This is a genomic window from Pseudomonas koreensis, assembly GCF_012986595.1.
GTDB classification, from domain to species: domain Bacteria; phylum Pseudomonadota; class Gammaproteobacteria; order Pseudomonadales; family Pseudomonadaceae; genus Aquipseudomonas; species Aquipseudomonas koreensis.
Genome location: NZ_JAAQYM010000001.1, coordinates 436787 through 460986, shown reverse-complemented (window position 1 = coordinate 460986; position 24200 = coordinate 436787). Strand labels below are relative to the sequence as shown.

Below are 24200 nucleotides of genomic sequence, written 5' to 3'. Positions count from 1 at the left end.
GGATCGTCCGATCGCGGCTCGGGCCTGCGGCAGCTCCTGCATTTGGAATGCGTTTCTCTGTAGGAGCTGCCGCAGGCTGCGATCTTTTGATCTTCAAACGCTGGCGACAATGAAAATCCGCTTGAACGGAAACAGCGTTTGCCCGTTTTTCTCTCGCGGATAATGCTCATGCACGCGCATCAGGAAGTGGTAGATAAACCGCGCCTGTTCCTGCAACGTCAGCGCCTGCATCACCGGCCGCAGCGCCGAGACCTTCACCCAGTCATAGATCGGTGACTTGCCGCCGACCACCTGCAATTGCTCGGTTTCCCAGATGTCCAGCGACGTGGTCAGCGGCGCCAGCAAGCGATAATAATCCTCCAATGCCAACAACGGCCGCGCCGCCATGCGCCGGCGCAGTTCTGGAGTGCCGATGGGGGTGTGTCTTGGGCCGGCATCGTCGAGGGTCTCGAGCATCAGTCGATACCACCGCGCATCGCGCCAGTCCGGCATGTGCGCCGCCAGACAACCACCGGGGTTCAGATGCCCCAGCAGGCGCGGCAGCAGTCGTTGATGATCGCCAATGAAATGCAGCACCGCCGCAGCAAGCAGCAGATCGGCGGGTTGTTCGGGTTTCCAGTCGAGCAGGTCGCATTCTTTCCATAACGCGTTGATCGGCAGGCAACGAGCCTCGTCGAGCATTTGTGCGGAGCTGTCGACCCCATGCAACTGCGCACGCGGCCAGCGCTTGGCCAGCAGTTGCGTGGCGATGCCGGTGCCGCAACCCAGGTCGTAAATGCGTTTGGGGAAGTCCAGTTCGACGCGGTCGAGCAATTCGTTGACCGGGCGCTGGCGTTGACGGGCAAACTGCTGGTACGCCTTGGCGTCCCAGTCGGGTGCAGCCTTGAGTAGATTGATCATGAGGTGGTCCTCCGATGATCAGCAGTGTCTTCCGATGACAATCTGGCCAAAGCTTGAGGACCAACAACTACAGATAACGGAAGCGGAGAGGGTGTGGCGCCTGAGTCCTTCAGGTAATTCCTACTTTATCCGAGGCCCGGCGAAGTGCCACAGATCCTGACGGATGGCTCTCTGATATTCCTTTACATGTAGGTGCTGCCGCAGGCGGCGATCTTTTGCTCTTAAACAGCACAAGATCGGAGCCTGCGGCAGCGCCTGCAGATAATCCGGGGCCATTCTCGAATCAGAGCAAGCTGATCGGATAGCTGATGATCAGGCGGTTTTCGTCGAACTCGTTGTTGCTGAAGTCACGCCGCATGGTCGAGTTGCGCCAGCGCACGTTCAGGTCGCGCAAGGTGCCGCTCTGCACGGTGTAGCCCAGTTCCGATTCGCGCCCCCATTCCTTGCCGTCGGTGATGGTCCCGTTGTGTACGTTGTCGCCGCTGATGTAGCGGTTCATCAGGGTCAGGCCGGGGATGCCCATGGCGGCGAAGTTGTAGTCGTGGCGCACCTGCCATGAACGCTCCTGCGCGTTGTCATAGCTGGCGTTGTAGCTGTCGTTGGCCAGGGTGCCGCCGCTGGTGCCGTTGACGCGCATCCAGGCGCTGTCGCCAGTGAGTTTTTGCAAGCCGACGTAGAAGGTGTTGCCGCCGTACCGGGCGGAAAACATTCCCGACCAGGTTTTGTTGTCGAGTTCGCCGGCGCGGGCGCTGCCGTCGTCCTTGCCATAGAAGAAGCCGAGGTTGGCGCCCAGGGTCCAGTCGCCCAGTGGCTGGCTGTGGATCAGGTTGACGTATTGCTGGCTGTAGATGTCCTTGAGCTCGGCGTTCCAGAGGCCGATCTGCGTGCGTTTTTCGTTGAACTGGTATTCAGCACCCTGAAAGTTGAAGCGATCGGAGGTGAACGCCGGTTTACCGAACATCGACATGTCGCTCATGCTGCTGTCGTCGCGCGGGCTGTTGGCGCGGAACTGCCCGCCGTAAAGCGTCAGGCCGTCGATCTCCTTGGAGGTGATCTGGCCGCCACGGAAGGTTTGCGGCAGCGAACGCCCGTCATCCGAACGCAGGATCGGCAGCACCGGCATCCATTCACCGACCTTGATTTCGGTCTGCGACAACTTGGCCTTGAACGCCACGTTGGTGCGGCCGAACGTGTCCGCCGGGCGCCCGTCGTGATCCAGCGGCAGCAGTTGGGTGCCGCCGGTGCCTTTGCCGCCATCGAGCTTGACCGAATACAGACCGAGCACGTCCATGCCGAAGCCGACGGTGCCTTGGGTGAAACCGGATTTGGCGTCGAGGATGAAGCTCTGCGTCCACTCTTCAGCCTTGCCCTGCGCCTTGGTCGGGTTGGTGAAGTTGCGGTTGATGTAGAAGTTGCGCAGGTTCAGGTTGGCCTTCGCCCCTTCGAGGAAACCGGCTTCTTCGGCGGCGGCGGGCAGGGCGACGCCGGTCAGGGCCAGGGCGATCAGGCCGGGAAGTGCGTACGGCGCAATTGGATGAGTCATCGCGGGGTCTCTTGTTATTTTTTTGGGGTCGAACGGGGCCGTTGCCGCCATTTTCGGGGCAGGCAAGAGCTTGCAGAATTTGTGATGAAGCGGCGGCGATCAGCCGGACGGGACAGGGCGCGGGAACATGGTGTCGAACCTGTTGTTATTGGTTTTGTGGGACGAATGGTGCGGGGCGCGGTGGGCGCGATTCAATCGGGGAAAGCGGGTTTTGGGCGATTATCGAACAGCATTGAAGGTCAAAAGATCGCAGCCTTCGGCAGCTCCTACATTTGAAATGCGTTCCCCTGTAGGAGCTGCCGAAGGCTGCGATCTTTTGATTTTCAAGCAACAAAAAGCCCGCCAAATGGCGGGCTCCTTGTATCACCGGATGATCAGAACAGCTTCATCTTCGGTGCTTCTTCTTTCAGCGGTTCGTTCTGCGCGGTTTGCGCATTCCAGCCACCACCCAATGCCTTGTACAGGTTGACCGCACTGGTCAGCTGCGCGAGGCGGTCGGTGATCAGAGCCTGTTGCGCACTGAACAGCTGACGCTGGGCATCGAGGAAGGTCAGGTTGCTGTCGACACCGATGCGGTAACGACGCTCGGCCAGGCGGTAGTAATCCTGGTTGGCCGCGACGAAGTCACGCTGCGCCTGCAACTGCTCGGTGTAGGTCTGGCGGGCCGCCAGGCCGTCGGCGACTTCCTGGAAGGCGGTTTGAATCGACTTCTCGTAGTTCGCCACGCCAATGTCCTTCTGGATCTTGGCGTAGTCGAGGCTGGCGCGCAGGCTGCCGGCGTTGAAGATCGGCAGATTGATCTGCGGCTGGAACAGCCACGTGCCCGAACCGCCCTTGAACAGGCCGGACAGGTCCGGGCTCAGCGAACCGGCGTTAGCCGTCAGGCTGATGCTCGGGAAGAACGCTGCACGGGCGGCGCCGATGTTGGCGTTGGCGGCCTTCAGGTTGTACTCGGCCTGGAGGATGTCCGGACGACGCTGCAGCAGGTCCGAAGGCAGACCGGCCGGTACGTCGCTGAGCAGGTCATCCGACAGCGGTTTGGCCGCTTGCAGATTGGCCGGAATACCGGTGCCGAGCAACAGGGTCAGGCTGTTTTCGTCCTGAGCCACCTGGCGGGTGTACTTGGCCAGTTGTGCACGGGCGTTTTCCACCGAGGTGCGCGACTGCGCCAGGTCCAGCGCCGAGGCCACGCCGACTTCGTTGCTGCGGCTGGTCAGTTTGTAGCTTTCTTCGAAGGCACCGAGGGTGTCTTGCGTCAGCTTGAGCAGTTCCTTGTCGGCCTGCCAGGTCAGGTAGGCATTGGCCACACTGGCCACCAGGCTGATCTGGGTGCTGCGCCGCGCTTCTTCGGTGGCGAAGTATTGTTGCAGCGCTTGTTCGCTCAGACTGCGAACCCGACCAAACAGGTCGAGTTCGTAGGCACTGATGCCGACGGTGGCGGAGTAGGAGCTGGTAATGCCCGCTTCACCGGTCTGCGACGCACGCGCCGGAACCCGCTGACGGCTGCCGCTGGCATTGGCCGAAACGGCCGGGAACAAGTCGGCACGCTGGATGCGGTATTGAGCCGCGTAAGCGTCGATGTTCAGCGCCGCGACACGCAGGTCGCGGTTGTTTTCCAGCGACACCTGGATCAGCTGCTGCAGGGCCGGGTCATGGAAAAACTGCTTCCAGCCCTGCTCGGCAGCGGCTTGCGCCGGGGCCTGGGCCGGCGAGTACGCCGGGCCCTGCGGGTATTGGCCCGCGACCGGTGCTTCAGGCTGCTGATAATCGGGTATCAGCGAGCAACCGCTCAGCACGAAGGCGGCGACTGCGATGGAGAGTAGCGACTTGCTCATTGGCCAGCCTCTTTAGGAGTTTCAGTCGTCTCGTCCTGGTCGGCGACTTTACGCTGGCCGAGGGACGAAACCGTGACGAAGAACAGTGGGACCCAGAAGATCGCCAGGATCGTGGCCGTGAGCATACCGCCAATCACGCCGGTACCGATCGCGTGCTGACTGCCTGAACCGGCGCCAGTGGAGATCGCCAACGGTACTACACCGAGGACGAACGCCAGCGAGGTCATGATGATCGGTCGCAGACGCATGCGGCACGCTTCGATCGCCGCGTCGCGCAGACTGCGCCCTTGCTCGTGCAGCTCCTTGGCGAATTCGACGATCAGAATGGCGTTTTTAGCCGCAAGACCGATGGTCGTCAACAGACCCACCTGGAAGTACACGTCGTTGGACAGGCCGCGCAGGCTGGTGGCCATCAACGCACCGATGATCCCCAGTGGCACCACGAGCATGACCGCGATCGGAATCGACCAGCTTTCATACAGCGCCGCCAGACACAGGAACACCATCAGCAACGACAGGGCATACAGCGCTGGCGCTTGCGAGCCGGACAGACGTTCCTCGTAGGACAGACCGGTCCAGGAGATACCGACACCGGCCGGCAGCTTCTTGGCAATCGCTTCGACTTCGGCCATGGCTTCACCGGTGGAGTAACCCGGCGCCGGGGCACCGAGAATCTCGACCGCTTCCACACCGTTGTAACGGGCCAGCTTCGGTGAACCGTAGATCCACTCACCCTTGGCGAAAGCCGAGAATGGCACCATGGTGCCGCTGGCATTGCGCACGTACCATTTCTTCAGGTCTTCCGGGCTCATGCGCGAATCCGGCTGGCCCTGGATATACACCTTTTTCACCCGACCGCGGTCGATGAAGTCGTTCACGTAGCTACTGCCCAGTGCAATCGACAGGGTGTTGTTGATGTCACTGATGGTAATGCCCAGTGCACTGGCCTTTTCGTCGTCGATTTCCAGCTGGAACTGCGGTTCGTCGTTCAGTCCGTTCGGACGTACTTGCGTAAGCACTTTGCTCTGCGCAGCCATACCAAGGAACTGGTTGCGCGCCGCCATCAGCTTTTCATGACCGATACCGGCACGATCCTGCAGGAATACGTCAAAACCGGTGGCGTTACCCAGCTCCAGCACCGCTGGCGGGGCGAACGCGAACACCATCGCATCGCGGAAGGTGAAGAAGTGCTGCTGCGCGCGGGCGGCGAGGTTGAACACGCTGTTGTCGGCGTTACGCTCATGCCATGGCTTGAGCATGATGAACGCCATACCCGAGCTCTGGCCGCGGCCGGCGAAGTTGAAGCCGGTCACGGTGAACACCGAGGCTACCGCGTCACCTTCTCCGCCATCCTTGGTCGGACGCAGCAGGAATTCACGCATTTCATCCACGACCACCTGGGTGCGCTGGGCACTGGAACCTGCCGGGGTCTGTACTTGAGCAAACAGTACGCCCTGGTCCTCTTCCGGCAGGAATGCAGTCGGAATACGGGTGAACAGCCAGATCATGCCAACCACGATCAGCAGATATGCCAGCAGGTACGGCGCCTTGCGCTGAAGGATGTTGCCGACACCGCGCTCGTAGCCGCGAACGCCGCGGTCGAAGTTGCGGTTGAACCAGCCAAAGAAACCCTTTTTCGGTGTGCCATGCTCACCGTGCGGGATCGCCTTGAGCATGGTCGCGCACAGCGCCGGCGTGAAGATCAGCGCAACCATGACCGACAACGCCATGGCCGACACGATGGTGATCGAGAATTGCTTGTAGATCACACCGGTGGAACCGCTGAAGAACGCCATCGGCAGCAGTACCGCCGACAGTACCAGGGCGATACCGACCAGGGCGCCCTGAATCTGACCCATGGACTTCTTGGTCGCCTCTTTCGGTGACAAGCCTTCCTCGCTCATCACCCGCTCGACGTTTTCCACCACAACGATGGCGTCGTCCACCAGCAAGCCGATGGCCAGCACCATGCCGAACATGGTCAGCGTGTTGATACTGAAACCGAATGCCGCGAGGATGCCGAACGTACCGAGCAATACCACCGGCACGGTCATCGTGGTGATGACCGTAGCGCGGAAGTTTTGCAGGAACAGGAACATCACCAGGAACACCAGCACAATCGCTTCGACCAGGGTTTCAACCACACCCTTGATCGACTCGGTCACCACTGGCGTGGTGTCGTACGGGAATACGACTTCCATGCCTTGCGGGAAGAACGGCTTGAGGTCGTCAATCGTCTTGCGCAGAGCCTTGGCGGTGTCGAGGGCGTTGGCGCCGTTGGCCAGTTTCACCGCCAGACCGGACGCCGGGCTGCCGTTGAACTGGGCGCTGATCGCATAGTTCTCACCACCCAGGCCGACGTCGGCGACGTCTTTCAGGCGAACCTGCGAGCCGTCCTTGTTGACCTTGAGCAGAATCTCTTTGAACTGCTCGGCGGTCTGCAGACGGGTCTTGCCGATGATCGTGGCGTTCAGTTGCTGGCCCTGCACCGCAGGCAAGCCACCGAGCTGACCGGACGAAACCTGGACGTTCTGCGCCGCAATCGCGGTTTTCACGTCGACCGGAGTCAGGTTGAAGTTGTTCAACTTGGCCGGGTCAAGCCAGATGCGCATCGCGTACTGGGCACCGAAGACCTGGAAGTCACCGACACCGGCGGTCCGCGAGATCGGGTCCTGCATGTTCGACACGATGTAGTTGGACAGGTCGTCCTTGGTCATGCTGCCGTCACGCGATACCACGCCGATTACCAGCAGGAAGTTCTTCACTGCCTTGGTCACGCGGATACCCTGTTGCTGCACTTCCTGCGGCAGCAGCGGGGTGGCCAGGTTCAGCTTGTTCTGAACCTGAACCTGCGCGGTGTCGGAGTTGGTGCCTTGCTCGAAGGTCGCGGTGATGGTCATGCTGCCGTCGGAGTTACTTTCCGAGGATACATAACGCAAGTTGTCGATACCGTTGAGTTGCTGCTCGATCACTTGAACAACGGTGTCCTGAACCGTCTGTGCCGAAGCACCCGGATAGGTCACGGAGATCGCAATGGCCGGCGGCGCAATGCTCGGGTATTGGTTGATCGGCAGTTTCAGGATCGAAAGTGCCCCGACCAGCATGATCACCAGGGCAATTACCCAGGCGAAAATCGGACGGTCGATGAAAAATTTTGACATGAGTTACTCCCCTTTGCCGCCAGCGGCTTTGTCAGCTGCCTGAGCGGGGGCCGGGTTCTTGTTACCGACGTTGGTGGCTTCGGTCGCTTTGACCTCAACTCCCGGTTTGACGAATTGCAGCCCTTCAGTGATCAGACGATCGCCGGCCTTCAGGCCGTCTTCGATCAGCCACTGGCTGCCGACGGTGCGGCTGGCCTTGAGCTGGCGCAGTTCGACTTTGTTGTCCGGGCCGACGACCAGCGCGGTCGGGGTGCCTTTGAGGTCGCGAGTCACGCCTTGCTGCGGTGCGAGAATCGCAGCGCTGTTCACGCCAGCCTGCAATTGTGCGTGGACGAACATGCCCGGCAACAAGGTGTGGTCAGGGTTCGGGAACACGGCGCGCAGGGTCACGGAACCGGTAGTCGGATCGACCGATACTTCGGAGAATTCCAGCTTACCGTCGAGCTTGTACTGGCTGCCGTCTTCGAGGGTCAGCCTGACCGCTGCCGAGTTGTCGCCGGCCTTCTGCAGGCGGCCGCTTTCCAGCTCGCGGCGCAGTTCCAGCAGTTCAACCGATGACTGGGTGACGTCGACATAGATCGGGTCCAGTTGCTGGATCGTCGCCATCGCGTCGGTCTGGCCGTTGCTGACCAGCGCACCTTCAGTCACCGAAGAACGACCGATACGCCCGGAAATCGGCGCATAGACCTTGGTGTAACGCAGGTTGATCTGCGCGCTCTGCAGCGAGGCTTCCGACTCCATGCGGTTGGACACTGCGGTGTCGTATTCCTGGCGGCTGACCGCCTGCTCATCGACCAGTTGCTTGTAGCGGTCGGAGATCGACTTGGTCGAACGCAGGCTGGCTTCGGCGCTTTTCAGGGTGGCTTCGTAGACGGCCGGGTCGATCTGATACAGCTGCTGACCGGCCTTGACGTCACTGCCTTCCTTGAACAGGCGCTTGAGAATGATGCCGTTGACCTGTGGTCGAACTTCAGCGATGCGGTACGCACTGGTGCGCCCCGGCAGTTCGGACGTGAGGGTGAACGCTTGTGGTTGCAGGGTGACGACGCCGACCTGAGGAGGCGGAGCGGCAGGGGCCGCTTCTTCCTTTTTACATCCGCTGAGCAGCGATGCCAGGGCGACGGCAGTGACCAGAGCGGTAACAGCTGGCTTGAATTGCATGAAGATCCTCGGGTCAGGCGCGCACATTGCGCACAAGAAGTGTGAAAGGGTAAAAAAATCGGGTCGAGTGGATAAGTAGCTTGCTAAGGAATATACTTACGTTCATGGTTGTTTGTAAACACCCTGGCGTCGTACCCACCCTGTTACAAAAGTCGTCGCAAGGTTTGAAATTGTAGGCCGGGGAGCCGATTCGTGAGAGATCGGCCCCCTCTTTATTCAGCGGATATTCAGCCATCCCTGAAACATCCTGTTTGAGGTTTTACTGCCATGGTCCGTCGTACCAAAGAGGAAGCTGCAGAAACGCGAAGCCAGATTCTTGAAGCGGCCGAGAAAGCTTTCTATGAAAGGGGCGTGGCGCGTACGACCCTGGCGGATATCGCGGCCCTGGCCGGCGTGACGCGCGGTGCCATTTACTGGCATTTCAGCAACAAGGCCGACCTGGTGCAGGCCATGCTCGACAGCTTGCATGAGCCGCTGGATGAACTGGCCAAGGCCAGCGAAAGCGAGGACGAAGTGGATCCGCTGGGTTGCATGCGCAAGCTGCTGATTCATTTGTTTCATCAAGTTGCGCTGGACCCCAAGACCCGGCGCATCAACGAAATTCTGTTTCATAAGTGCGAGTTCACCGATGAAATGTGCGATTTGCGCCAGCAGCGCCGAGCGGCCAGTCTCGATTGCAATCTGCGTATCGGGCTGACCCTGCGTAATGCGGTGAATCGCGGCCAGTTGCCGGAAGATCTCGACACTGCCCGGGCGGCCATCAGCATTCATGGCTATATCGATGGCCTTCTGTATGGATGGCTATTGGCGCCCGACAGCTTCGAATTGCACGCCGAAGCCGAGCGCTGGGTCGATACCGGGCTGGATATGCTGCGCCTGAGCCCCAGCCTGCGCAAATGAAACAAAATGCGTGATTGGCACAGGTTATAACAATCCGGTTGCTTTCATATAGCAGCGGGACGCGAGTTTAATCGTAGCGAGCTGCGGATTTTGTAGGGATTTTGTGTCGTCCTTGTGAACGAGTGTGAGCTGCCCGGCACCGGGCGCCCAAGAAAAAGCCCCCGACTTTCACAAGTCGGGGGCTTTTGCGTTTCTAGCGTTTCATGGGGTTTGGCTTACAGCGTCGGGTAGTCGATGTAGCCGACCGGGCCTTTGCCATAAAACAGCTCAGGACGCGGCTCGTTCAGCGGGGCATCGGCTTTCAGGCGTGCCGGCAGGTCCGGGTTGGCAATGAACGGTACGCCGAACGCTACAGCGTCAGCCTTGCCTTCAGCCAGCCACGCATTGGCGCTGTCCTTGGTGAAACGCTCGTTGGCGATGTACGCGCCGCCAAAGGCTTCTTTCAGTTGTGGGCCGAGGCTGTCGGCGCCTTCTTTCTCGCGGGAGCAGATGAAGGCGATGCCACGCTTGCCCAGCTCGCGAGCAACATAGGTGAAGGTCTCGGCGAGGTTGTCGTCGCCCATGTCGTGGGAGTCGGCGCGCGGTGCCAGGTGCACACCGACACGGCCGGCGCCCCAGACGTCGATCGCGGCATCAGTCACTTCCAGCAACAGACGCGCACGGTTTTCCAGGGAGCCGCCGTAATTGTCGGTGCGCTGGTTGGTGCTGCTTTGCAAGAACTGGTCGAGCAGGTAGCCGTTGGCGCCGTGGATTTCCACGCCGTCGAAACCGGCGGCCTTGGCGTTCTCGGCACCGGTGCGGTAGGCCTCGACGATCTCGGCGATTTCAGCGGTTTCCAGGGCGCGTGGAGTCGGGTAATCGGCCAGTGGACGCACCAGGCTGACGTGGCCTTTAGGCTGGATGGCGCTCGGCGCGACCGGTGCTTCGCCGTTCAGGTACGACGGGTGCGAGATGCGGCCGACGTGCCAAAGTTGCAGGACGATCTTGCCGCCGGCAGCGTGTACGGCTTTGGTGATGTTGGTCCAGCCGCGTACCTGATCGTTGGACCAGATGCCCGGGGTGTCCGGGTAGCCGACGCCCATCGGCGTCACCGACGTGGCTTCGCTGAGAATCAGGCCGGCGGAGGCACGTTGCACGTAGTACTCGGCCATCAGCGCGTTGGGTACGCGGCCTTCGTCGGCGCGGCAGCGAGTCAGCGGGGCCATGATGATGCGGTTGGACAGCTCGAGGTCGCCCAGTTTGATCGGATCGAAAATAGTTGCCATGTGTACAACCCTCGTCAGTGAAGTGGTTAATCAGTGGGTAGCAGGGGCCAGGCCGGCAGTGCCGTTCTGACGGAAAGTGATCAGGGTCACCAGCAGCGCGAGCACGGCCAGCGCGGCGGCGGCCAGGGGCACGCTGGTCAGGCCGAAACCGTGAGCGATGACGCTGCCGCCAACCCAGGCGCCCAAAGCGTTGCCGATGTTGAAAGCGCCGATGTTCAGGGTCGACACCAGATTCGGTGCAGCCTTGCCGAAGGTCACCACGTTGACTTGCAGCGCCGGCACGGCGGCAAACGATGCGGTGGCCCAGAGGAACAGGGTGATCTCCGTCGGGATCAGCGCGACGCTGGTCCAGCTCAGCACGGTGGAGATCACCGCCATTGCCACGAACACGCCGATCAGGGTGGCGCCGAGGCGTTTGTCCGCCAGCTTGCCGCCGATGATGTTGCCCACCGTCAGCCCCAGGCCGATCAGCAGCAGGGTCCAGGTCACGCCTTTGGGCGAGACGCCGGTGACATCACCGAGCAGCGGCGCGACGTAGGTGAAGAGGGTGAACATCGACGCGGCGAACAGCGCGGTCATGCTCAGTGACAGCCAGATGCCGGCGCCTTTGAGGGCCGCGAGTTCGGCACGCATGTCGAGTTTTTCCTCGTCACGCTTGGCCGGCAGGAAGCGGATCAGGCCGATCAGCGCCACAACACCAATCACGGTCACCGCCCAGAAGGTCGAACGCCAGCCGGCTTCCTGACCCAGCGCCGTACCCAGCGGCACGCCGAGCACGTTGGCCAGGGTCAGGCCGGTGAACATCAGCGCCACGGCCGACGCCCGTTTATTCGGCGCCACCAGCCCGGCGGCTACCACAGAACCGATACCGAAGAACGCACCGTGGCACAGCGCGGTGACGACACGGGCAAACATCAGCACGTTGTAGTCACTGGCGATGGCGCACAGCAGGTTACCGACGATGAAAATGCCCATCAGCGCGACCAGTGCAGCCTTGCGCGGCAGTCTGGCGGTGGCCAGTGCCATGAACGGCGCGCCGATGGCCACGCCCAGGGCGTAACCGGTCACCAGCCAGCCGGCGCCCGGGATCGACACACCGAGGTCAGCCGCCACATCGGGCAACAGGCCCATGATGACGAACTCGGTGGTGCCGATGGCGAAGGCGCTCAAGGCCAGAATGAGTAGCGAGAGGGGCATTTGAATCAATTCCTTGTGGGAGCGCTGAGCTCTTTGACGATGGCGTCGAGGAACGCCTGGATCACGTCCTCGTTGCGTTTGAAGAAGTGCCACTGGCCGGCTTTCTGGCTGCTGATCAGGCCTGCGCGTTGCAGGGTCGCCAGGTGGGCGGAGACGGTCGACTGCGACAGGCCGCAGCGTTGATCGATCTGCCCGGCGCAGATGCCGTACTCGTGGTTGTGAATCTGTTCCGGAAACTGTGCTTTGGGATCTTTCAGCCAGATGAGGATGTCTCGCCGTACTGGGTGCGCCAGGGCTTTTATTATTTCGTCGAGGTCGAGGTTCATGGCTTTATGCTCGTGATGTGTAGCGCTATATCGCGATGAGGCGAACTTTAAATCGGTATTTCGCGATATACCAATATGAATTTGATCTGACGACCGCATAAATCGGTATATCGGGTTATAACGATATGTGTGGTGTAACGATGAAAGCGCGCAGTGCTAAGCTGCGCCCATGAACTATCTCGCACATTTACACCTCGGAGGCCAGCACCCCGAGCAATTACTCGGCAGTCTGTATGGCGATTTCGTCAAAGGACGGCTGCAGGGGCAGTTTGCGCCGCAGATCGAAGCGGCGATTCACTTGCACCGGCGGATCGATGTGTTCACTGATCGCCACCCGTTGGTGGACACCGCGCTTGGACGCTTCACCCAGACCCGCCGGCGTTACGCCGGGATTGTCCTCGATGTGTTTTTCGACCATTGCCTGGCGCGCGACTGGGCGCTGTACGCCGAGCAGCCGCTGGAGCAGTTCACCGCCGACGTGTACCGCGTGCTGGCGAGTGAACGGCAATTGCCCGAGCGCCTGGCGAAGATCGCGCCGCACATGGTCGCCCATGACTGGCTGGGCTCGTATCAGGAGTTCGAAGTGCTGGAGCAGGTGCTGCGCGGGATCTCCCGACGCCTGACCCGGCCGGAGGAACTGGCGGGGGCGATGCAGGAGTTGCGGCGGTTGTATGAGCCGTTGAGTGAAGACTTCGCGTTGTTCTACCCGCATCTGCAGGATTTTGCACAACATCAGCCATCCCCCTGAAACCTTGTAGGAGTGAGCCTGCTCGCGATAGCGGTGGATCAGTCAAATAAATATCGACCGACCCTCCGCTATCGCGAGCAGGCTCACTCCTACAAAAGGGATCTGTGTTTCAGGCGGCGATCAGCTCGCCGGCACGCCGTGGTTCGGCCGGTTTGGCGATATCACCAAACAACGCCTTCTGCACTGCTTGCTGCGCCTCGAACGCCAAAGCCGCACGCTCGCGATCCTGACAGGCGATCGGCTTGAGCAGATGAACCTCGACATCGCCGCAATCATTGCTGAACAGGCGCATCAGGTGTGACAGCAAGTCATCGTCGCCAATGAACGGTGCCAGCGAGTCGATTTCGCCATCGCGCAGGTAACGGATCGCCACCGGTTGCAGCATCACTTCCGAATCGATGGCCGCCGACAGCAGGCGACCGTGGAAGGTGCGCAGCGAACGGCCGTCGGTGGTGGTGCCTTCCGGGAACATCAGCAGTGGATGCTGTGTTTGCAAATGGCGGGTCATCTGTTTGCGGATCAACTGGCTGTCGCCCGAACCGCGACGGATAAACAGGCTGCCAGCCTTGGCCGCCAGCCAACCGGCCACCGGCCAGGTGCGCACTTCGGCCTTGGACAGAAACGACAGCGGCGTGAGCATGCCCAGCAGGGGAATGTCGGTCCATGACACATGATTGCTGACCCACAGCATCGGCTGTTTCGGCAACTCGCCATGCACGGTCACGCGAAAGGGCAGGGCATTGCTCAAACGGGCCATGAAGAATCGCGACCAGCGCTGCCGACGTTGCATCGAGTGCGCCAGGCCAATGCGTTCGAACACCCCGAAAACGCTGGCCATGGTCAGGCCCAGCGCCACCACCAGCAGCACCCGCGCGATCCGCGCGTACACCCGCAACCGGCTCATCACACGGCCGCCTTGAAGTGCTTGGCATAGCGCGGGCAGAGTTCGTCGCGCTTGAGCAGGATGAACACGTCGGCGACCTGGAAGTCCTCGTCCCAGCACGGCTCGCCGCAGATCTTCGCGCCCAGGCGCATGTAGGCCTTGAGCAGCGGCGGCATTTCGGCGATCACGTTCGATGGAATATCCAGCGATGGCAGCGGATTTTTCGGTTCGGCGCGCAGGTGTTCGGTGCACAGGTAGCGTTCACGCAGACGCTGCATGATCGCATGGGCCTGCACGCCGCCGTCCTGCATCGGGATGCTCGCGCAACCCATCAGGTAGCTGTAGCCGCCCTGATTGAGGACTTCGGCCAGTTCACCCCAGAGCACGGCGATGGTGCCGCCGTTGCGGTAGGCCGGGTCGACGCAGGTACGGCCGATTTCCAGGATCGGGCCTTGCAGATGCGCCAGGCCATGCAGGCTGAATTCTTCTTCGCTGTAGAACCTGCCCAGGCTGCTGGCGGCGGTGTGATCGAGCAAACGGGTGGTGGCAACCAGACGCCCGGTGTTCAGGTCACGTACGCCGATGTGGCTGCAGTGAACATCATAGTCATCCATGTCCAGACCCAGTTCCGCGCCTTTCAGCTTGGCGTTGAACTCGCCGCTGAAGACGTTGAAACGCAGGGCCTGGGCTTGCTGCAGGGCCTCGGCGCCGATCAGGCGTTCGGCTTGCAGGCGGCGTTCATTGCCGGTGTCGCTGATGCGGGCGATCTGAGTCATGTGAATCTCCGTACGGGCCTTGAACCCGTCGTGGGTTGCAGCCGATCGACTTTCTTTATGCAGCCATGTTGTGCAAAGTCAGGCTATGTAGCCCCGGTGTCATCGCCATGAACGTTTGGTGATGCTTGTATGACAGCCCACAAGGAGCCTCTTATGCCCTGGCCCAACCTGCTCGAAAACCGTGAACGCCTGCCTGGCGCTGCTGATCTGGCGGAGGGTTTCGCCACGTTGCTGCATCAACTGGGCAACGTCACGCCGTTCGAACTGGCGGTCGCGGGAGGGCGGCGGATGGCGACACCGGGGCTGGCGTTTCTGGTGGGTTACCAGGCGGCATTGCGCATGCTCTGGCCGAGCGCGCCGCCAAGCCTTGGCGCGTTGTGCGCAACCGAACAGCGCAGCCTGCGCCCGGCGGACATGCAGACGCGCCTGACGGATTTGCGCCTCAGCGGGCAGAAAGATTTCGTCACGGCGGGGGATGCGGCGGACTGGCTGCTCGTCGCGGCGCGCAGTGAAGCGCCCGGCGAGTCACCACGTCTGAATCTGGCGGTGGTGTATCCCGGCGAACCCGGCGTTCGCGTGGAAAAACTCCCGGCGCTGCCGCTGATGCCGGACATCAGCCATGGCCGGCTGCATCTCGACGGGGCGCTGTGCGAGTTGCTCGCGGGGGATGGCTGGGAGGCTTATGTGAAACCGTTCCGCACCCTGGAAGACGTTTATGTGTTGAGCGCGATGACCGCGTGGCTGTATGGCGTCGGCCAGGACAGTGACTGGCCGCAGACGCTGCTGTTGCGCTTGCTGGCGCTGTTGGCCGGGTGTGCCGAAGTGAGCCGCCAGCCGCCGGACAATCCGGCCGGGCATGTGTTGCTGGGTGGGTTGTTTGCGCAGTTTGAAGCGCTGAAGGTTGAGGTGGATCAGGCGTTGTGCGAGGGAAATCCGCAGTGGGCGCAGATGTGGCAGCGGGATCAGTCGGTGATGCAGTTGGCGGCGGCCGCGCGGGCCAAGCGCTTGGCCAAAGCCCTGCACATTCCCCTGTAGGAGCTGCCGCAGGCTGCGATCTTTGATCTTTAAAGCACAATCAAAAGATCGCAGCCTGCGGCAGCTCCTACAGTGATCGGGAGATTGTCATTTTTCTGGGCGATGATCTTCGCACCCGTCGGTTGAGACTTTTCCATGTTCAAAGGCCTGTCCCTGTTTCTGCTGCTGATCAGCTTTACGGTCCACGCCGAGCAATGGCCCGGCGAACAATGGCCGAGCGGCGCGAAGCTCGGCGGCCCTGCTGTCGAGGCACTGGAAACCTACGCCTTCCCGGCCCGCGACGACACCACCCGCCAAGGCATCCGCACCGACGCCTTGTTGATCATTCGCGACGGCCAAATCATCTACGAACGCTACGCCGGCCCGACCCGGGCAGAGACCCCGCACCTGACCTGGTCGATCAGCAAAAGCCTGATGGCGACGGTACTCGGCGTGGCGTATGGCGAGGGCCTGTTCAAACAGGATGACCCGGTTTCGAAGTTTTATCCGGCGCTGGAAAAACACCCGGCAATCACAGTGGCTGATCTGTTGCACTGGGCCTCGGGGCTGGACTGGCAGGAAGACTACGAATACGCCCCGCTGAAATCCTCGGTGGTGGCGATGCTCTACACCCGAGGGCATCGCGACATGCCCGCGTTCACCGCCAATCACGACGCCTACGCCGCACCGGGTCAGGCGTTCCGTTATTCCAGTGGCGACAGCAATCTGCTGGCGGCGGCGCTGAAGAACATGGTCGGGCCGCAGCGTTATCCGGATTATCCGTGGACGGCGTTGTTCGAGCCGTTGGGCATTCGTCACGCCGTGTGGGAAACCGATGCCGGCGGCACCTTTGTCGCCTCGTCGTATGCCTACCTCACCGCACGGGATCTGGCCCGAATCGGCCTGTTGATGGCCCGCGACGGCCGCTGGCATGATCGGCAGTTATGGCCCAAGGATTGGGTGGCGTTCAACCGCACTCCCTTCGCCGGTTACAAAGCCCATCAAGACGAAGCCGTGCCCGGCGGCCACTGGTGGCTCAATCGTCCGGCCGATGGCGCCGCCTCGCCGTGGCCCGACGCACCGCCCGACACCTTCGCCGCCCTCGGCCACTGGGGCCAGGCGCTGTATGTGATCCCCAGCGAGAAACTGGTGATCGTGCGTTACGCCGATGATCGCGACGGCAGCTACCGCCATAACGAACTGCTCAAGCGCGTACTGAAGGCGGTGCAGCCATGAAGCGCTTCTTGTTGCTACTGCTTGTCCTGCTGCTCGGCTGGGTCGGCTACGAACGCGAAAATCTGTGGGCCTTCCCCGACATCATCAGCGCCTACACCGCCAAGGAATATTGTTCCTGTCGTTACGTGATGAACAACGACGCCGAATATTGCCGTGGCTATGTCAAACAATGGCTGCCGACCAGCGCATTCACCGATGACAGCGCCAGCAAAACCATCACCGTCAGCGGCATGGGTCGCAGCAATCGCGCCCAGTGGCACAACGAACGCCAGGGCTGTCGCCTCAATCCCTGATCCAAGAGACACCATCCCCCTGTGGCGAGGGAGCTTGCTCCCGCTGGAGTGCGAAGCGCTCCCAAAACCCGGCGCCGCGATGCTTCAGTCAGAACATGTGTTCAGGTTTTACGACTGCTGCGCAGCCGAGCGGGAGCAAGCTCCCTCGCCACAAGAAATCACCAGAATCCGGGGAGGTGATCTCTGAAAGTTTGCAATAACGCCCCAGCCAGTTAAGGTTCGTGCAGGTTTATCGCCCCCACGAGTATGCAATGTTCAACCGCCCCCTCTATAAAGCCTTCGCCAGTCTGCTGCTGGCCGCTGCCGCGTTGCCGGCGCAGGCCAATTGGTATCTGGACGGCGAGTCGTCGCGGCTGTCGTTTGTCAGCACGAAGAATGCCCACATTTCCGAAGTGCAGCGCTTTCTGGTGCTGCACGGCAAGGTCGACCCCAGCGGTCGGGCCGAGGTCGAAGTCGAAATGGATTCGATCAACAGCGGCATCCCGCTGCGTGACGAGCGCATGCGCAAGGAACTGTTCCAGATCGAGCAATTCCCCGAAGCGACCATCAGCACCCAGATCGACCTGCGCCCGATCAACGACCTGGCCCCCGGCGCGCAGCTGGAATTACGTCTGCCGCTGACCGTCAACCTGCACGGCAAGCAACACGAATACCCCGCCGAACTGCTCGCCACCCGTCTCGATGACCGGCGTTTTCAAGTCGTGACGCTGGAACCGCTGGTGATCAACGCCGAGGATTTCGATCTTGTCCCGGGCCTGGAAAGCCTGCGCAAACTGGCCGATCTGTCGGCCATCAGTCTGTCAGTGCCGGTGGGTGCGGTGCTGATCTTCACGGCGCGCTGACATGCGCGGCGCGGTGTTTCCGTGGCGTGACGGCAACCGGTTCGAGCTGTTGATCGACGGCCCGCAATTCTTCCCGCGCATGCTGGTGGAAATTGCCCGCGCCGAAGAGCAGGTCGAGCTGGAGTTGTATCTGGTGGAGGCGGGCGCCTGTGCCGAAGCCGTGGTGCAAGCGCTGGTGCAAGCCGCCGAGCGCGGTGTACGGGTGCGCTGCCTGTTCGATGACTACGGCAGTCTCGCGTTTACCCTGCACCTGCGTCAGCGTCTGATTCAGGTCGGGGTCGAACTGCGCTTCTACAATCGCCTGAACTGGCGGCGCTGGGTCGGCAATTTCTATCGTGATCACCGCAAATTGCTGCTGGTCGATCAGCGTCTGGCGGTGGTCGGCGGCACCGGTGTCACCGATGAGTTCTGGACGCCGGGGCAGGACACCAGCGAGTGGCACGAGGTGATGGTGGAAATCAGCGGCCCGCTGGTGCTCGACTGGCAAGTGCTGTTCGACCGCCAATGGATCGCCAACCGCCATCGCCGGGCGTGGAAACCGTCCGCGCATGTCGGTCTGCCACGCTTGCCCAAGGTCCCGGAAATGGGCGAGGGCATGGGCCGCGTGGCCTACGCCGATGCGCGCCAGCATCGCGACATTCTGCAATCACTGTTCCGCGCCTTGAACAGCGGGCAGAAACGCATCTGGATGGCCACCCCGTATTTCCTGCCAACCTGGAACATCCGCCGCTCGCTGCGCAAGGCTGCTGCCCGCGGGGTTGACGTGCGGCTGCTGCTGACCGGGCCGCGTACCGATCACCCGTCGGTGCGCTACGCCGGGCATCGCTACTACCCGCGCCTGCTCAAGGCCGGGGTGCAGATTTTCGAATACCAGCCGTGCTTCCTGCACCTGAAAATGGTGCTGGTGGACGAATGGGTGAGTATCGGCTCGTGCAACTTCGATCACTGGAACCTGCGCTTCAATCTGGAGGCGAACCTGGAGGCGCTGGACCCGTCGTTGACGGCAGCGGTGGTGCAGAGTTTCGAGAAGGACTTCGGCCTGAGTCAGCAGGTCAGTCTGGAGGAGTGGCAGCGCCGGCCGTTGTGGCGGCGGGTCAAGCAGCGGATTTGGGGCTGGGTGGATCGGGTGGTAGTCAACATTCTCGACAGACGCGGTTGAAGCAGAAGCAAGATCAAAAGATCGCAGCCTGCGGCAGCTCCTACAGGGGTGTACACCATCCCAATGCAGGAGCTGCCGCAGGCTGCGATCTTTTGCTTTTATCGGTTACAGCAACTCAAAGCTCTGCTGCGTCACGTCCTGCGAATCCAGGCCGATCTGCACGTTGAACTTGCCAGGCTCTGCGGCGTACTTGAGCTGGGCGTTGTAGAACTTCAGGTCATCCTCGGTGATGGTGAAGTGCACGACTTTCTGTTCGCCGGCCTTGAGCATGATTTTCTGGAAGTTCTTCAGTTCTTTCACCGGGCGGATCATCGAGCCGGTGACGTCCTGAATGTACAACTGCACCACGGTTTCGCCGTCGCGTTTACCGGTGTTTTTCAGCGTGACACTGGCGTCGAGCTTGCCGGTGGCGTTCAGCGTGGTCGACGACAGCGCCATGTCGCTCAGCGTGAACCGGGTGTAGCTCAGGCCATAACCGAAAGGGAACAGGGGACCTGTGGTGTCATCGAAATACTGCGAGGTGTAGTTGCCCGGTTTGCCCGGCGTGAACGGCCGGCCAATGCTCAGGTGGTTGTAGTAGGTCGGGATCTGGCCCACGGAGCGCGGGAAGGTCACCGGCAGTTTGCCCGACGGGTTGTAGTCGCCGAACAGCACGTCAGCGATGGCGTTGCCGCCCTCGGTGCCGCTGAACCAGGTTTCCAGGATCGCGTCAGCCGACTGGTTCTCTTCGAGGATGGTCAGTGGGCGGCCGTTCATCAGCACCAGCACCAGTGGCTTGCCGGTGGCTTTCAGGGCACGGATCAGCTCGCGCTGGTTTTCCGGGATGTTCAGGTCGGTACGGCTGGAAGATTCGTGCGACATGCCACGGGATTCGCCCACCGCTGCGACGATCACGTCGGCGTCCTTGGCGGCTTTCACCGCTTCGTCGATCAGGACGTTGGCCGGGCGCGGGTCATCGACCACTTCCGGTGCGTCGAAGTTGAGGAAGTTCAGGTAGTCCAGGACCTTCTTGTCGCTGGTGATGTTCGCGCCACGGGCGTAGATCAGGTTGGCTTTGTCGCCGATCAGCGAACTCATGCCGTCGAACAGGGTGACCGACTGCGCCGGCTTACCGGCGGCCGCCCAACTGCCCATCATGTCGATCGGTGCCTTGGCCAGCGGGCCGACCAGCGCGACTTTCGCGTCTTTCTTCAGCGGCAGGGTGTCGTTCTGGTTCTTCAGCAGCACCAGGCTGCGACGTGCCACTTCACGGGCCTCGGCGCGGTGCAGACGGCTGTCGGCATACGTGTCGGCCGGATCGTCTTCGGCCTTGCCGATGCGCAGGTACGGGTCCTTGAACAGGCCCATGTCGTACTTGGCGGCGAGCACTTCGCGCACCGCGTTGTCGATGTCTTTCTGTTCGATCTCACCGGACTTGAGCAGCCCCGGCAGCTCTTTGCCGTACAGGGTGTCGTTCATGCTCATGTCGATGCCGGCCTTGATCGCCAGCTTCGCCGCTTCGCGACCGTCGCGGGCGACGCCGTGCTTGATCAGCTCGAAGATCGCCCCGTGGTCGCTGACCGCCAGGCCCTTGAAGCCCCAGTCCTTGCGCAGCAGATCGTTCATCAGCCAGGTGTTGGCCGTGGCCGGAATCCCGTTGATCGAGTTCAATGCGACCATCACCCCGCCAGCGCCGGCATCAATCGCGGCGCGGTACGGCGGCAGGTAATCCTGATACATCTTCACCGGGCTCATGTCGACGGTGTTGTAGTCGCGACCGCCCTCGACCGCGCCATACAGGGCGAAGTGCTTGACGCTGGCCATGATGCTGTCAGCGGCGCTCGGCGTGTCGCCCTGATAGGCCTTGACCATCACTTTGGCGATGCGCGAAGTCAGGTAGGTGTCTTCACCGAACCCTTCGGAGCTGCGGCCCCAGCGCGGGTCGCGGGAGATGTCGACCATCGGTGCGAAGGTGATGTCGAGGCTGTCGGCAGCGGCCTCTTTGGCGGCAATGCGCCCGGACTGGCCGATGGCGTCCATGTCCCAGCTCGACGCCAGGGCCAGCGGAATCGGGAAAATCGTACGGTGACCGTGGATGACGTCGTACGCAAAAAACATCGGAATCTTCAGGCGACTGCGCATCGCCGCGTCCTGCATCGGACGGTTTTCCGGGCGAGTGATCGAGTTGAACGTACCGCCGATGTTGCCGGCGGCGATCTCTTTGCGGATCAGCTCACGCGGCATTTCCGGGCCGATACTGATCAGGCGCAACTGGCCGATCTTCTCGTCGAGGGTCATCTGGCTCATCAGATTGCTGATGAACGCGTCCTTGTTTTCCAGGGGTACCGGGGTCGTTGCGGCCAATACTTGATGACTGGCCAGGCTGACGAACAGACCCAGCAAACACAGCTTCTTCATGAATATTTTTCTCAAGGGCCCAAGCGGCAATGCAATGCCGGCCAGCCAAAAGTTAGGGAGCGACTATTGTTGTTCGGGTGCAGGCTCAAAATGACCGAGCCAAAAACGCACGCCGACGGTCGGCAGCGTTTGCGCAGGGCCTCTTTTTAGCCCATTGGCCCGTTGCAATCCAGTGGCGCGGCCGATTATGCCCCAACAGCCGATGCAGAAGGTTTTACGGTCGGCTTTTTATGAAATACGCCAGGGAGCATCACTTTGATGAATGTCAGTCCAACTTACCGCTCGCGTTTGCAGGTCGCCACGTTGCTAGTGCTCGCCACATTGTTGACCGCGTGCGGCATCAACAATATTCCAACCCTCGACGAACAGGCCAAGGCGGCCTGGGGCCAGGTCCAGAACCAGTATCAGCGCCGTGCCGACCTGATCCCCAATCTGGTGGAAACCGTCCGCGGCTACGCCAAACATGAAGAGGCGACTCTGACCGCAGTGGTCGAGGCCCGGGCCAAGGCGACATCGATCCAGGTTGATGCCAGCACCCTCGACAACCCGGAAAAACTCAAGCAGTTCCAGCAGGCCCAGGATCAGCTGAGCGGGGCCCTGAGCCGTCTGATGGTGGTGTCCGAGCGGTATCCGGACCTCAAGGCCAACCAGAACTTCCTCGCCCTGCAATCGCAGCTCGAAGGCACGGAAAACCGGATTGCCGTGGCGCGGCGCGATTTCATTCTGGCGGTGCAGAAGTACAACACCGAGATTCGCACATTTCCCGGTCGCCTCTGGCATAGCGTGATGTACAGCGACCTGCCGATTCGCGAAACCTTCGAAGCCACCACCCCCGGTGCGGAAAAGGCCCCGGAAGTGAAGTTCTGACAATCCCCTGCAGGAGCTGCCGCAGGCTGCGATCTTTTGCTTTTAAAGATCAACAGATCGCAGCCTGCGGCAGCGCCTACACAGGGAACGGTGGAGGGTATTCATGCGTGTGTTGAAGATAGGCCTGGTGCTGATGCTGTGGCTGTTCGCCCTCAGCGCCCGGGCCGAGTTGACGTTCCCGGCGCTGAGCGGGCGGGTGGTGGACGAGGCGCAGATGCTCGAGCCCTCGGTGCGCGCCCAGTTGAGCCAGCAGTTGCAGGCGCATGAGCAGGCGACCGGCGAGCAACTGGTGGTGGTGACGGTGCCTGATCTGCAAGGCACCACCATCGAGGATTACGGCGTGCAACTGGGCCGGCACTGGGGCATCGGCCAGAAGGACAAGAACAACGGCGCGCTGCTGATCGTCGCCCGGGATGAGCGCAAGTTGCGTATTGAAGTCGGTTACGGGCTGGAGGATCGGCTGACCGATGCGCAGAGTTCGGTGATCATCCATCAAGTGATCACGCCCGCGTTCAAGGCCGGCAATTTCAGCAAGGGCATCAGCGACGGCGTGGCGGCGATGCTGGTGGTGCTCGGCGGCAATCCGCTGGACGAACCTTCGACGGTGTATGAATCGAACGGCGACCCGCAAAACGATTTTGTCTCGCGCCATCCGCTGTTGTTCGTTTTTCTGGTGATGTTGTTCATCCTGACGGTGTTTGTCTGCCAGATGCTCGGTATCCTGCCCGCCGGCCGTGGCGGCTCCGGTGGCGGGGGTGGCTTCGGCGGTGGTGGATTTGGCGGCGGCGGTGGAGGCGGGGGCTTCAGCGGCGGCGGGGGCAGTTTCGGCGGCGGCGGTTCGTCCGGCGGCTGGTGAACACACAACAATAATGATCAGGCACTTTTCGACATGGCATTACTGACCGAACACGAACAACGCAAAGTCGCCGAGGCGATCGCCCGGGTCGAGCGCGACACCGACGCCGAACTGGTGACCGTACTGGCGGCCCGCGCCGATGACTACGCGTACATCCCGTTATTGTGGGCCAGCCTGCTGGCGCTGCTGGTGCCCGGCATCGTCCACTACCTGACCGGCTGGTTGACCATGCGCAGTCTGTTGCTGGTGCAATGGGGGCTGTTTATCGTCCTGTGCCTGCTGTTTCGCCTGCCGAAAATCACCACCCACCTGATCCCGCGCCGCGTGCGCCACTGGCGCGCCTCGAACCTGGCACGGCGGCAGTTTCTCGAACAGAACCTGCACCACACCGTCGGAGGTACCGGGATGCTGATCTTTGTCTGCGAGGCCGAGCGCTACGTGGAAATTCTGGTGGACGAGGGGATTTCCCGACGGCTGGACAACAAGAGCTGGGATTCGATTGTCGCCGCGTTTACCGAGCAGGTGCGGCAGGGGCGCACGCTGGAGGGGTTCGTGACCTGCATCGAGGCCTGTGGAGAGTTGCTCAAAGTGCATGTGCCGGTGACGCAGGTGAGGAATGAATTGCCCAATCGGTTGATTGTGTTGGGTTGATCCTCCGGCCGTAGTCATCCCCCGTGGCGAGGGAGCTTGCTCCCGCTGGGGCGCGAAGCGGCCCTGAAACCGGTAAACGCGGTCTGTCTGGATCAAGTAATCGCCTGTTTAACGACTGCTGCGCAGCCGAGCGGGAGCAAGCTCCCTCGCCACAGAAGACCCGGTGCATCGGGTTCTTGTGCCGTTGGGT

General features: G+C 61.5%; 21 protein-coding genes. 10 read left to right on the top strand and 11 right to left on the bottom strand.

All coding sequences use genetic code 11. From position 1 onward, the window contains the following. Window positions 1–93 precede the first annotated feature (93 nt). The 5 genes from HBN98_RS02205 to emhA all read right to left on the bottom strand — a co-directional run bounded on the left by HBN98_RS02205 (window position 94) and on the right by emhA (window position 8600). Window positions 94–900 (bottom strand): methyltransferase domain-containing protein, encoded by an 807-nt coding sequence (locus HBN98_RS02205; RefSeq protein WP_083366787.1) that lies wholly within the window; start codon window positions 898–900, stop codon window positions 94–96. A 283-nt stretch (window positions 901–1183) separates the two neighbouring features. Then, window positions 1184–2443, bottom strand: coding sequence for an OprD family porin (locus HBN98_RS02200; RefSeq protein WP_083366786.1), 1260 nt, complete (start codon window positions 2441–2443; stop codon window positions 1184–1186). A 374-nt stretch (window positions 2444–2817) separates the two neighbouring features. Further along, window positions 2818–4278, bottom strand: coding sequence for an efflux RND transporter outer membrane subunit EmhC (gene emhC / locus HBN98_RS02195; RefSeq protein WP_064586368.1), 1461 nt, complete (start codon window positions 4276–4278; stop codon window positions 2818–2820). After that, window positions 4275–7439 (bottom strand): efflux RND transporter permease subunit EmhB, encoded by a 3165-nt coding sequence (gene emhB, locus HBN98_RS02190; RefSeq protein ID WP_064586369.1) that lies wholly within the window; start codon window positions 7437–7439, stop codon window positions 4275–4277. Before emhB ends, emhC begins: the two co-directional genes overlap by 4 nt. 3 nt (window positions 7440–7442) lie before the next feature. After that, window positions 7443–8600 (bottom strand): efflux RND transporter periplasmic adaptor subunit EmhA, encoded by a 1158-nt coding sequence (emhA, locus tag HBN98_RS02185; protein ID WP_083366785.1) that lies wholly within the window; start codon window positions 8598–8600, stop codon window positions 7443–7445. A gap of 267 nt (window positions 8601–8867) precedes the next feature. Here emhA and emhR point away from each other — a divergent pair, with 267 nt between their 5' ends. Beyond that, complete coding sequence (gene emhR, locus HBN98_RS02180; RefSeq protein ID WP_064586371.1) at window positions 8868–9500, top strand: efflux system transcriptional repressor EmhR; 633 nt, start codon at window positions 8868–8870, stop codon at window positions 9498–9500. Window positions 9501–9715: 215 nt separating this feature from the next. Here the strand turns inward: emhR and HBN98_RS02175 are convergent, their stop codons facing one another. The 3 genes from HBN98_RS02175 to HBN98_RS02165 are packed head-to-tail and all read right to left on the bottom strand — an operon-like array spanning window position 9716 to window position 12288. Further along, window positions 9716–10765 (bottom strand): alkene reductase, encoded by a 1050-nt coding sequence (locus HBN98_RS02175; RefSeq protein ID WP_064586372.1) that lies wholly within the window; start codon window positions 10763–10765, stop codon window positions 9716–9718. A 30-nt stretch (window positions 10766–10795) separates the two neighbouring features. Then, window positions 10796–11962, bottom strand: a complete 1167-nt coding sequence (locus HBN98_RS02170; RefSeq protein ID WP_083366784.1) for an MFS transporter — start codon at window positions 11960–11962, stop codon at window positions 10796–10798. Window positions 11963–11967: 5 nt separating this feature from the next. Further along, on the bottom strand, window positions 11968–12288 hold the full coding sequence (locus HBN98_RS02165; protein WP_003222436.1) for an ArsR/SmtB family transcription factor: 321 nt from the start codon (window positions 12286–12288) through the stop codon (window positions 11968–11970). A gap of 169 nt (window positions 12289–12457) precedes the next feature. Between HBN98_RS02165 and HBN98_RS02160 the strand changes: the two genes are divergently transcribed. After that, window positions 12458–13036, top strand: a complete 579-nt coding sequence (locus HBN98_RS02160) for an acyl carrier protein phosphodiesterase (protein WP_083366783.1) — start codon at window positions 12458–12460, stop codon at window positions 13034–13036. A gap of 109 nt (window positions 13037–13145) precedes the next feature. Here HBN98_RS02160 and HBN98_RS02155 read toward each other — a convergent pair whose 3' ends face one another. Together HBN98_RS02155 and olsB are read right to left on the bottom strand one after the other, a co-directional pair. Beyond that, a complete protein-coding gene (locus HBN98_RS02155) occupies window positions 13146–13940 on the bottom strand; it encodes a lysophospholipid acyltransferase family protein (RefSeq protein ID WP_083366782.1) in 795 nt (264 codons plus the stop codon). After that, window positions 13940–14695: an L-ornithine N(alpha)-acyltransferase gene (gene olsB / locus HBN98_RS02150; RefSeq protein ID WP_003222441.1), complete on the bottom strand. Its 756-nt coding sequence runs from the start codon at window positions 14693–14695 to the stop codon at window positions 13940–13942. The genes HBN98_RS02155 and olsB overlap by 1 nt, the downstream gene beginning before the upstream one ends. 153 nt (window positions 14696–14848) lie before the next feature. Here olsB and HBN98_RS02145 point away from each other — a divergent pair, with 153 nt between their 5' ends. From HBN98_RS02145 to HBN98_RS02125, 5 genes are all read left to right on the top strand, one after another. Then, window positions 14849–15730 carry an acyl-CoA dehydrogenase middle domain-containing protein gene (locus HBN98_RS02145; protein WP_083366781.1) on the top strand — a complete coding sequence of 294 codons (882 nt, stop codon included), beginning with the start codon at window positions 14849–14851 and terminating at the stop codon, window positions 15728–15730. Between the two features lie 135 nt (window positions 15731–15865). After that, entirely contained in the window at window positions 15866–16945 is a 1080-nt protein-coding gene (locus HBN98_RS02140; protein ID WP_083366780.1) for a serine hydrolase domain-containing protein, read from the top strand. Further along, window positions 16942–17238, top strand: coding sequence for an amidase (locus HBN98_RS02135; RefSeq protein WP_083366779.1), 297 nt, complete (start codon window positions 16942–16944; stop codon window positions 17236–17238). The genes HBN98_RS02140 and HBN98_RS02135 overlap by 4 nt, the downstream gene beginning before the upstream one ends. A gap of 251 nt (window positions 17239–17489) precedes the next feature. Continuing rightward, on the top strand, window positions 17490–18080 hold the full coding sequence (locus tag HBN98_RS02130; RefSeq protein ID WP_083366778.1) for a YceI family protein: 591 nt from the start codon (window positions 17490–17492) through the stop codon (window positions 18078–18080). A gap of 1 nt (window position 18081) precedes the next feature. Beyond that, complete coding sequence (locus tag HBN98_RS02125) at window positions 18082–19239, top strand: phospholipase D-like domain-containing protein (protein ID WP_083366777.1); 1158 nt, start codon at window positions 18082–18084, stop codon at window positions 19237–19239. 105 nt (window positions 19240–19344) lie between these two features. Here the strand turns inward: HBN98_RS02125 and bglX are convergent, their stop codons facing one another. Beyond that, on the bottom strand, window positions 19345–21636 hold the full coding sequence (gene bglX, locus HBN98_RS02120) for a beta-glucosidase BglX (protein WP_083366776.1): 2292 nt from the start codon (window positions 21634–21636) through the stop codon (window positions 19345–19347). 258 nt (window positions 21637–21894) lie between these two features. Between bglX and HBN98_RS02115 the strand changes: the two genes are divergently transcribed. The 3 genes from HBN98_RS02115 (at window position 21895) to HBN98_RS02105 (ending at window position 24010) form a co-directional block, all read left to right on the top strand. Beyond that, window positions 21895–22503 (top strand): LemA family protein, encoded by a 609-nt coding sequence (locus HBN98_RS02115; protein WP_007963199.1) that lies wholly within the window; start codon window positions 21895–21897, stop codon window positions 22501–22503. A gap of 103 nt (window positions 22504–22606) precedes the next feature. Then, the gene (locus HBN98_RS02110; protein ID WP_064586382.1) at window positions 22607–23359 is read left to right on the top strand and encodes a TPM domain-containing protein; all 753 of its coding nucleotides are present in this window, start codon (window positions 22607–22609) and stop codon (window positions 23357–23359) included. Between the two features lie 33 nt (window positions 23360–23392). After that, complete coding sequence (locus HBN98_RS02105) at window positions 23393–24010, top strand: TPM domain-containing protein (protein ID WP_064586383.1); 618 nt, start codon at window positions 23393–23395, stop codon at window positions 24008–24010. Window positions 24011–24200: the final 190 nt, after the last annotated feature.

Coding starts and splice junctions, on each gene's coding strand:
- HBN98_RS02105 (WP_064586383.1), top strand. CDS start 23,393: ATGGCATTACTGACCGAACACGAACAACGCAAAGTCGCCGAGGCGATC.
- HBN98_RS02175 (WP_064586372.1), bottom strand. CDS start 10,765: ATGGCAACTATTTTCGATCCGATCAAACTGGGCGACCTCGAGCTGTCC.
- emhR (WP_064586371.1), top strand. CDS start 8,868: ATGGTCCGTCGTACCAAAGAGGAAGCTGCAGAAACGCGAAGCCAGATT.
- HBN98_RS02115 (WP_007963199.1), top strand. CDS start 21,895: ATGAATGTCAGTCCAACTTACCGCTCGCGTTTGCAGGTCGCCACGTTG.
- emhB (WP_064586369.1), bottom strand. CDS start 7,439: ATGTCAAAATTTTTCATCGACCGTCCGATTTTCGCCTGGGTAATTGCC.
- HBN98_RS02160 (WP_083366783.1), top strand. CDS start 12,458: ATGAACTATCTCGCACATTTACACCTCGGAGGCCAGCACCCCGAGCAA.
- HBN98_RS02165 (WP_003222436.1), bottom strand. CDS start 12,288: ATGAACCTCGACCTCGACGAAATAATAAAAGCCCTGGCGCACCCAGTA.
- HBN98_RS02130 (WP_083366778.1), top strand. CDS start 17,490: ATGTTCAACCGCCCCCTCTATAAAGCCTTCGCCAGTCTGCTGCTGGCC.
- emhA (WP_083366785.1), bottom strand. CDS start 8,600: ATGCAATTCAAGCCAGCTGTTACCGCTCTGGTCACTGCCGTCGCCCTG.
- HBN98_RS02170 (WP_083366784.1), bottom strand. CDS start 11,962: ATGCCCCTCTCGCTACTCATTCTGGCCTTGAGCGCCTTCGCCATCGGC.
- bglX (WP_083366776.1), bottom strand. CDS start 21,636: ATGAAGAAGCTGTGTTTGCTGGGTCTGTTCGTCAGCCTGGCCAGTCAT.
- HBN98_RS02155 (WP_083366782.1), bottom strand. CDS start 13,940: ATGAGCCGGTTGCGGGTGTACGCGCGGATCGCGCGGGTGCTGCTGGTG.
- HBN98_RS02140 (WP_083366780.1), top strand. CDS start 15,866: ATGTTCAAAGGCCTGTCCCTGTTTCTGCTGCTGATCAGCTTTACGGTC.
- HBN98_RS02135 (WP_083366779.1), top strand. CDS start 16,942: ATGAAGCGCTTCTTGTTGCTACTGCTTGTCCTGCTGCTCGGCTGGGTC.
- HBN98_RS02200 (WP_083366786.1), bottom strand. CDS start 2,443: ATGACTCATCCAATTGCGCCGTACGCACTTCCCGGCCTGATCGCCCTG.
- HBN98_RS02125 (WP_083366777.1), top strand. CDS start 18,082: ATGCGCGGCGCGGTGTTTCCGTGGCGTGACGGCAACCGGTTCGAGCTG.
- HBN98_RS02145 (WP_083366781.1), top strand. CDS start 14,849: ATGCCCTGGCCCAACCTGCTCGAAAACCGTGAACGCCTGCCTGGCGCT.
- olsB (WP_003222441.1), bottom strand. CDS start 14,695: ATGACTCAGATCGCCCGCATCAGCGACACCGGCAATGAACGCCGCCTG.
- HBN98_RS02110 (WP_064586382.1), top strand. CDS start 22,607: ATGCGTGTGTTGAAGATAGGCCTGGTGCTGATGCTGTGGCTGTTCGCC.
- emhC (WP_064586368.1), bottom strand. CDS start 4,278: ATGAGCAAGTCGCTACTCTCCATCGCAGTCGCCGCCTTCGTGCTGAGC.
- HBN98_RS02205 (WP_083366787.1), bottom strand. CDS start 900: ATGATCAATCTACTCAAGGCTGCACCCGACTGGGACGCCAAGGCGTAC.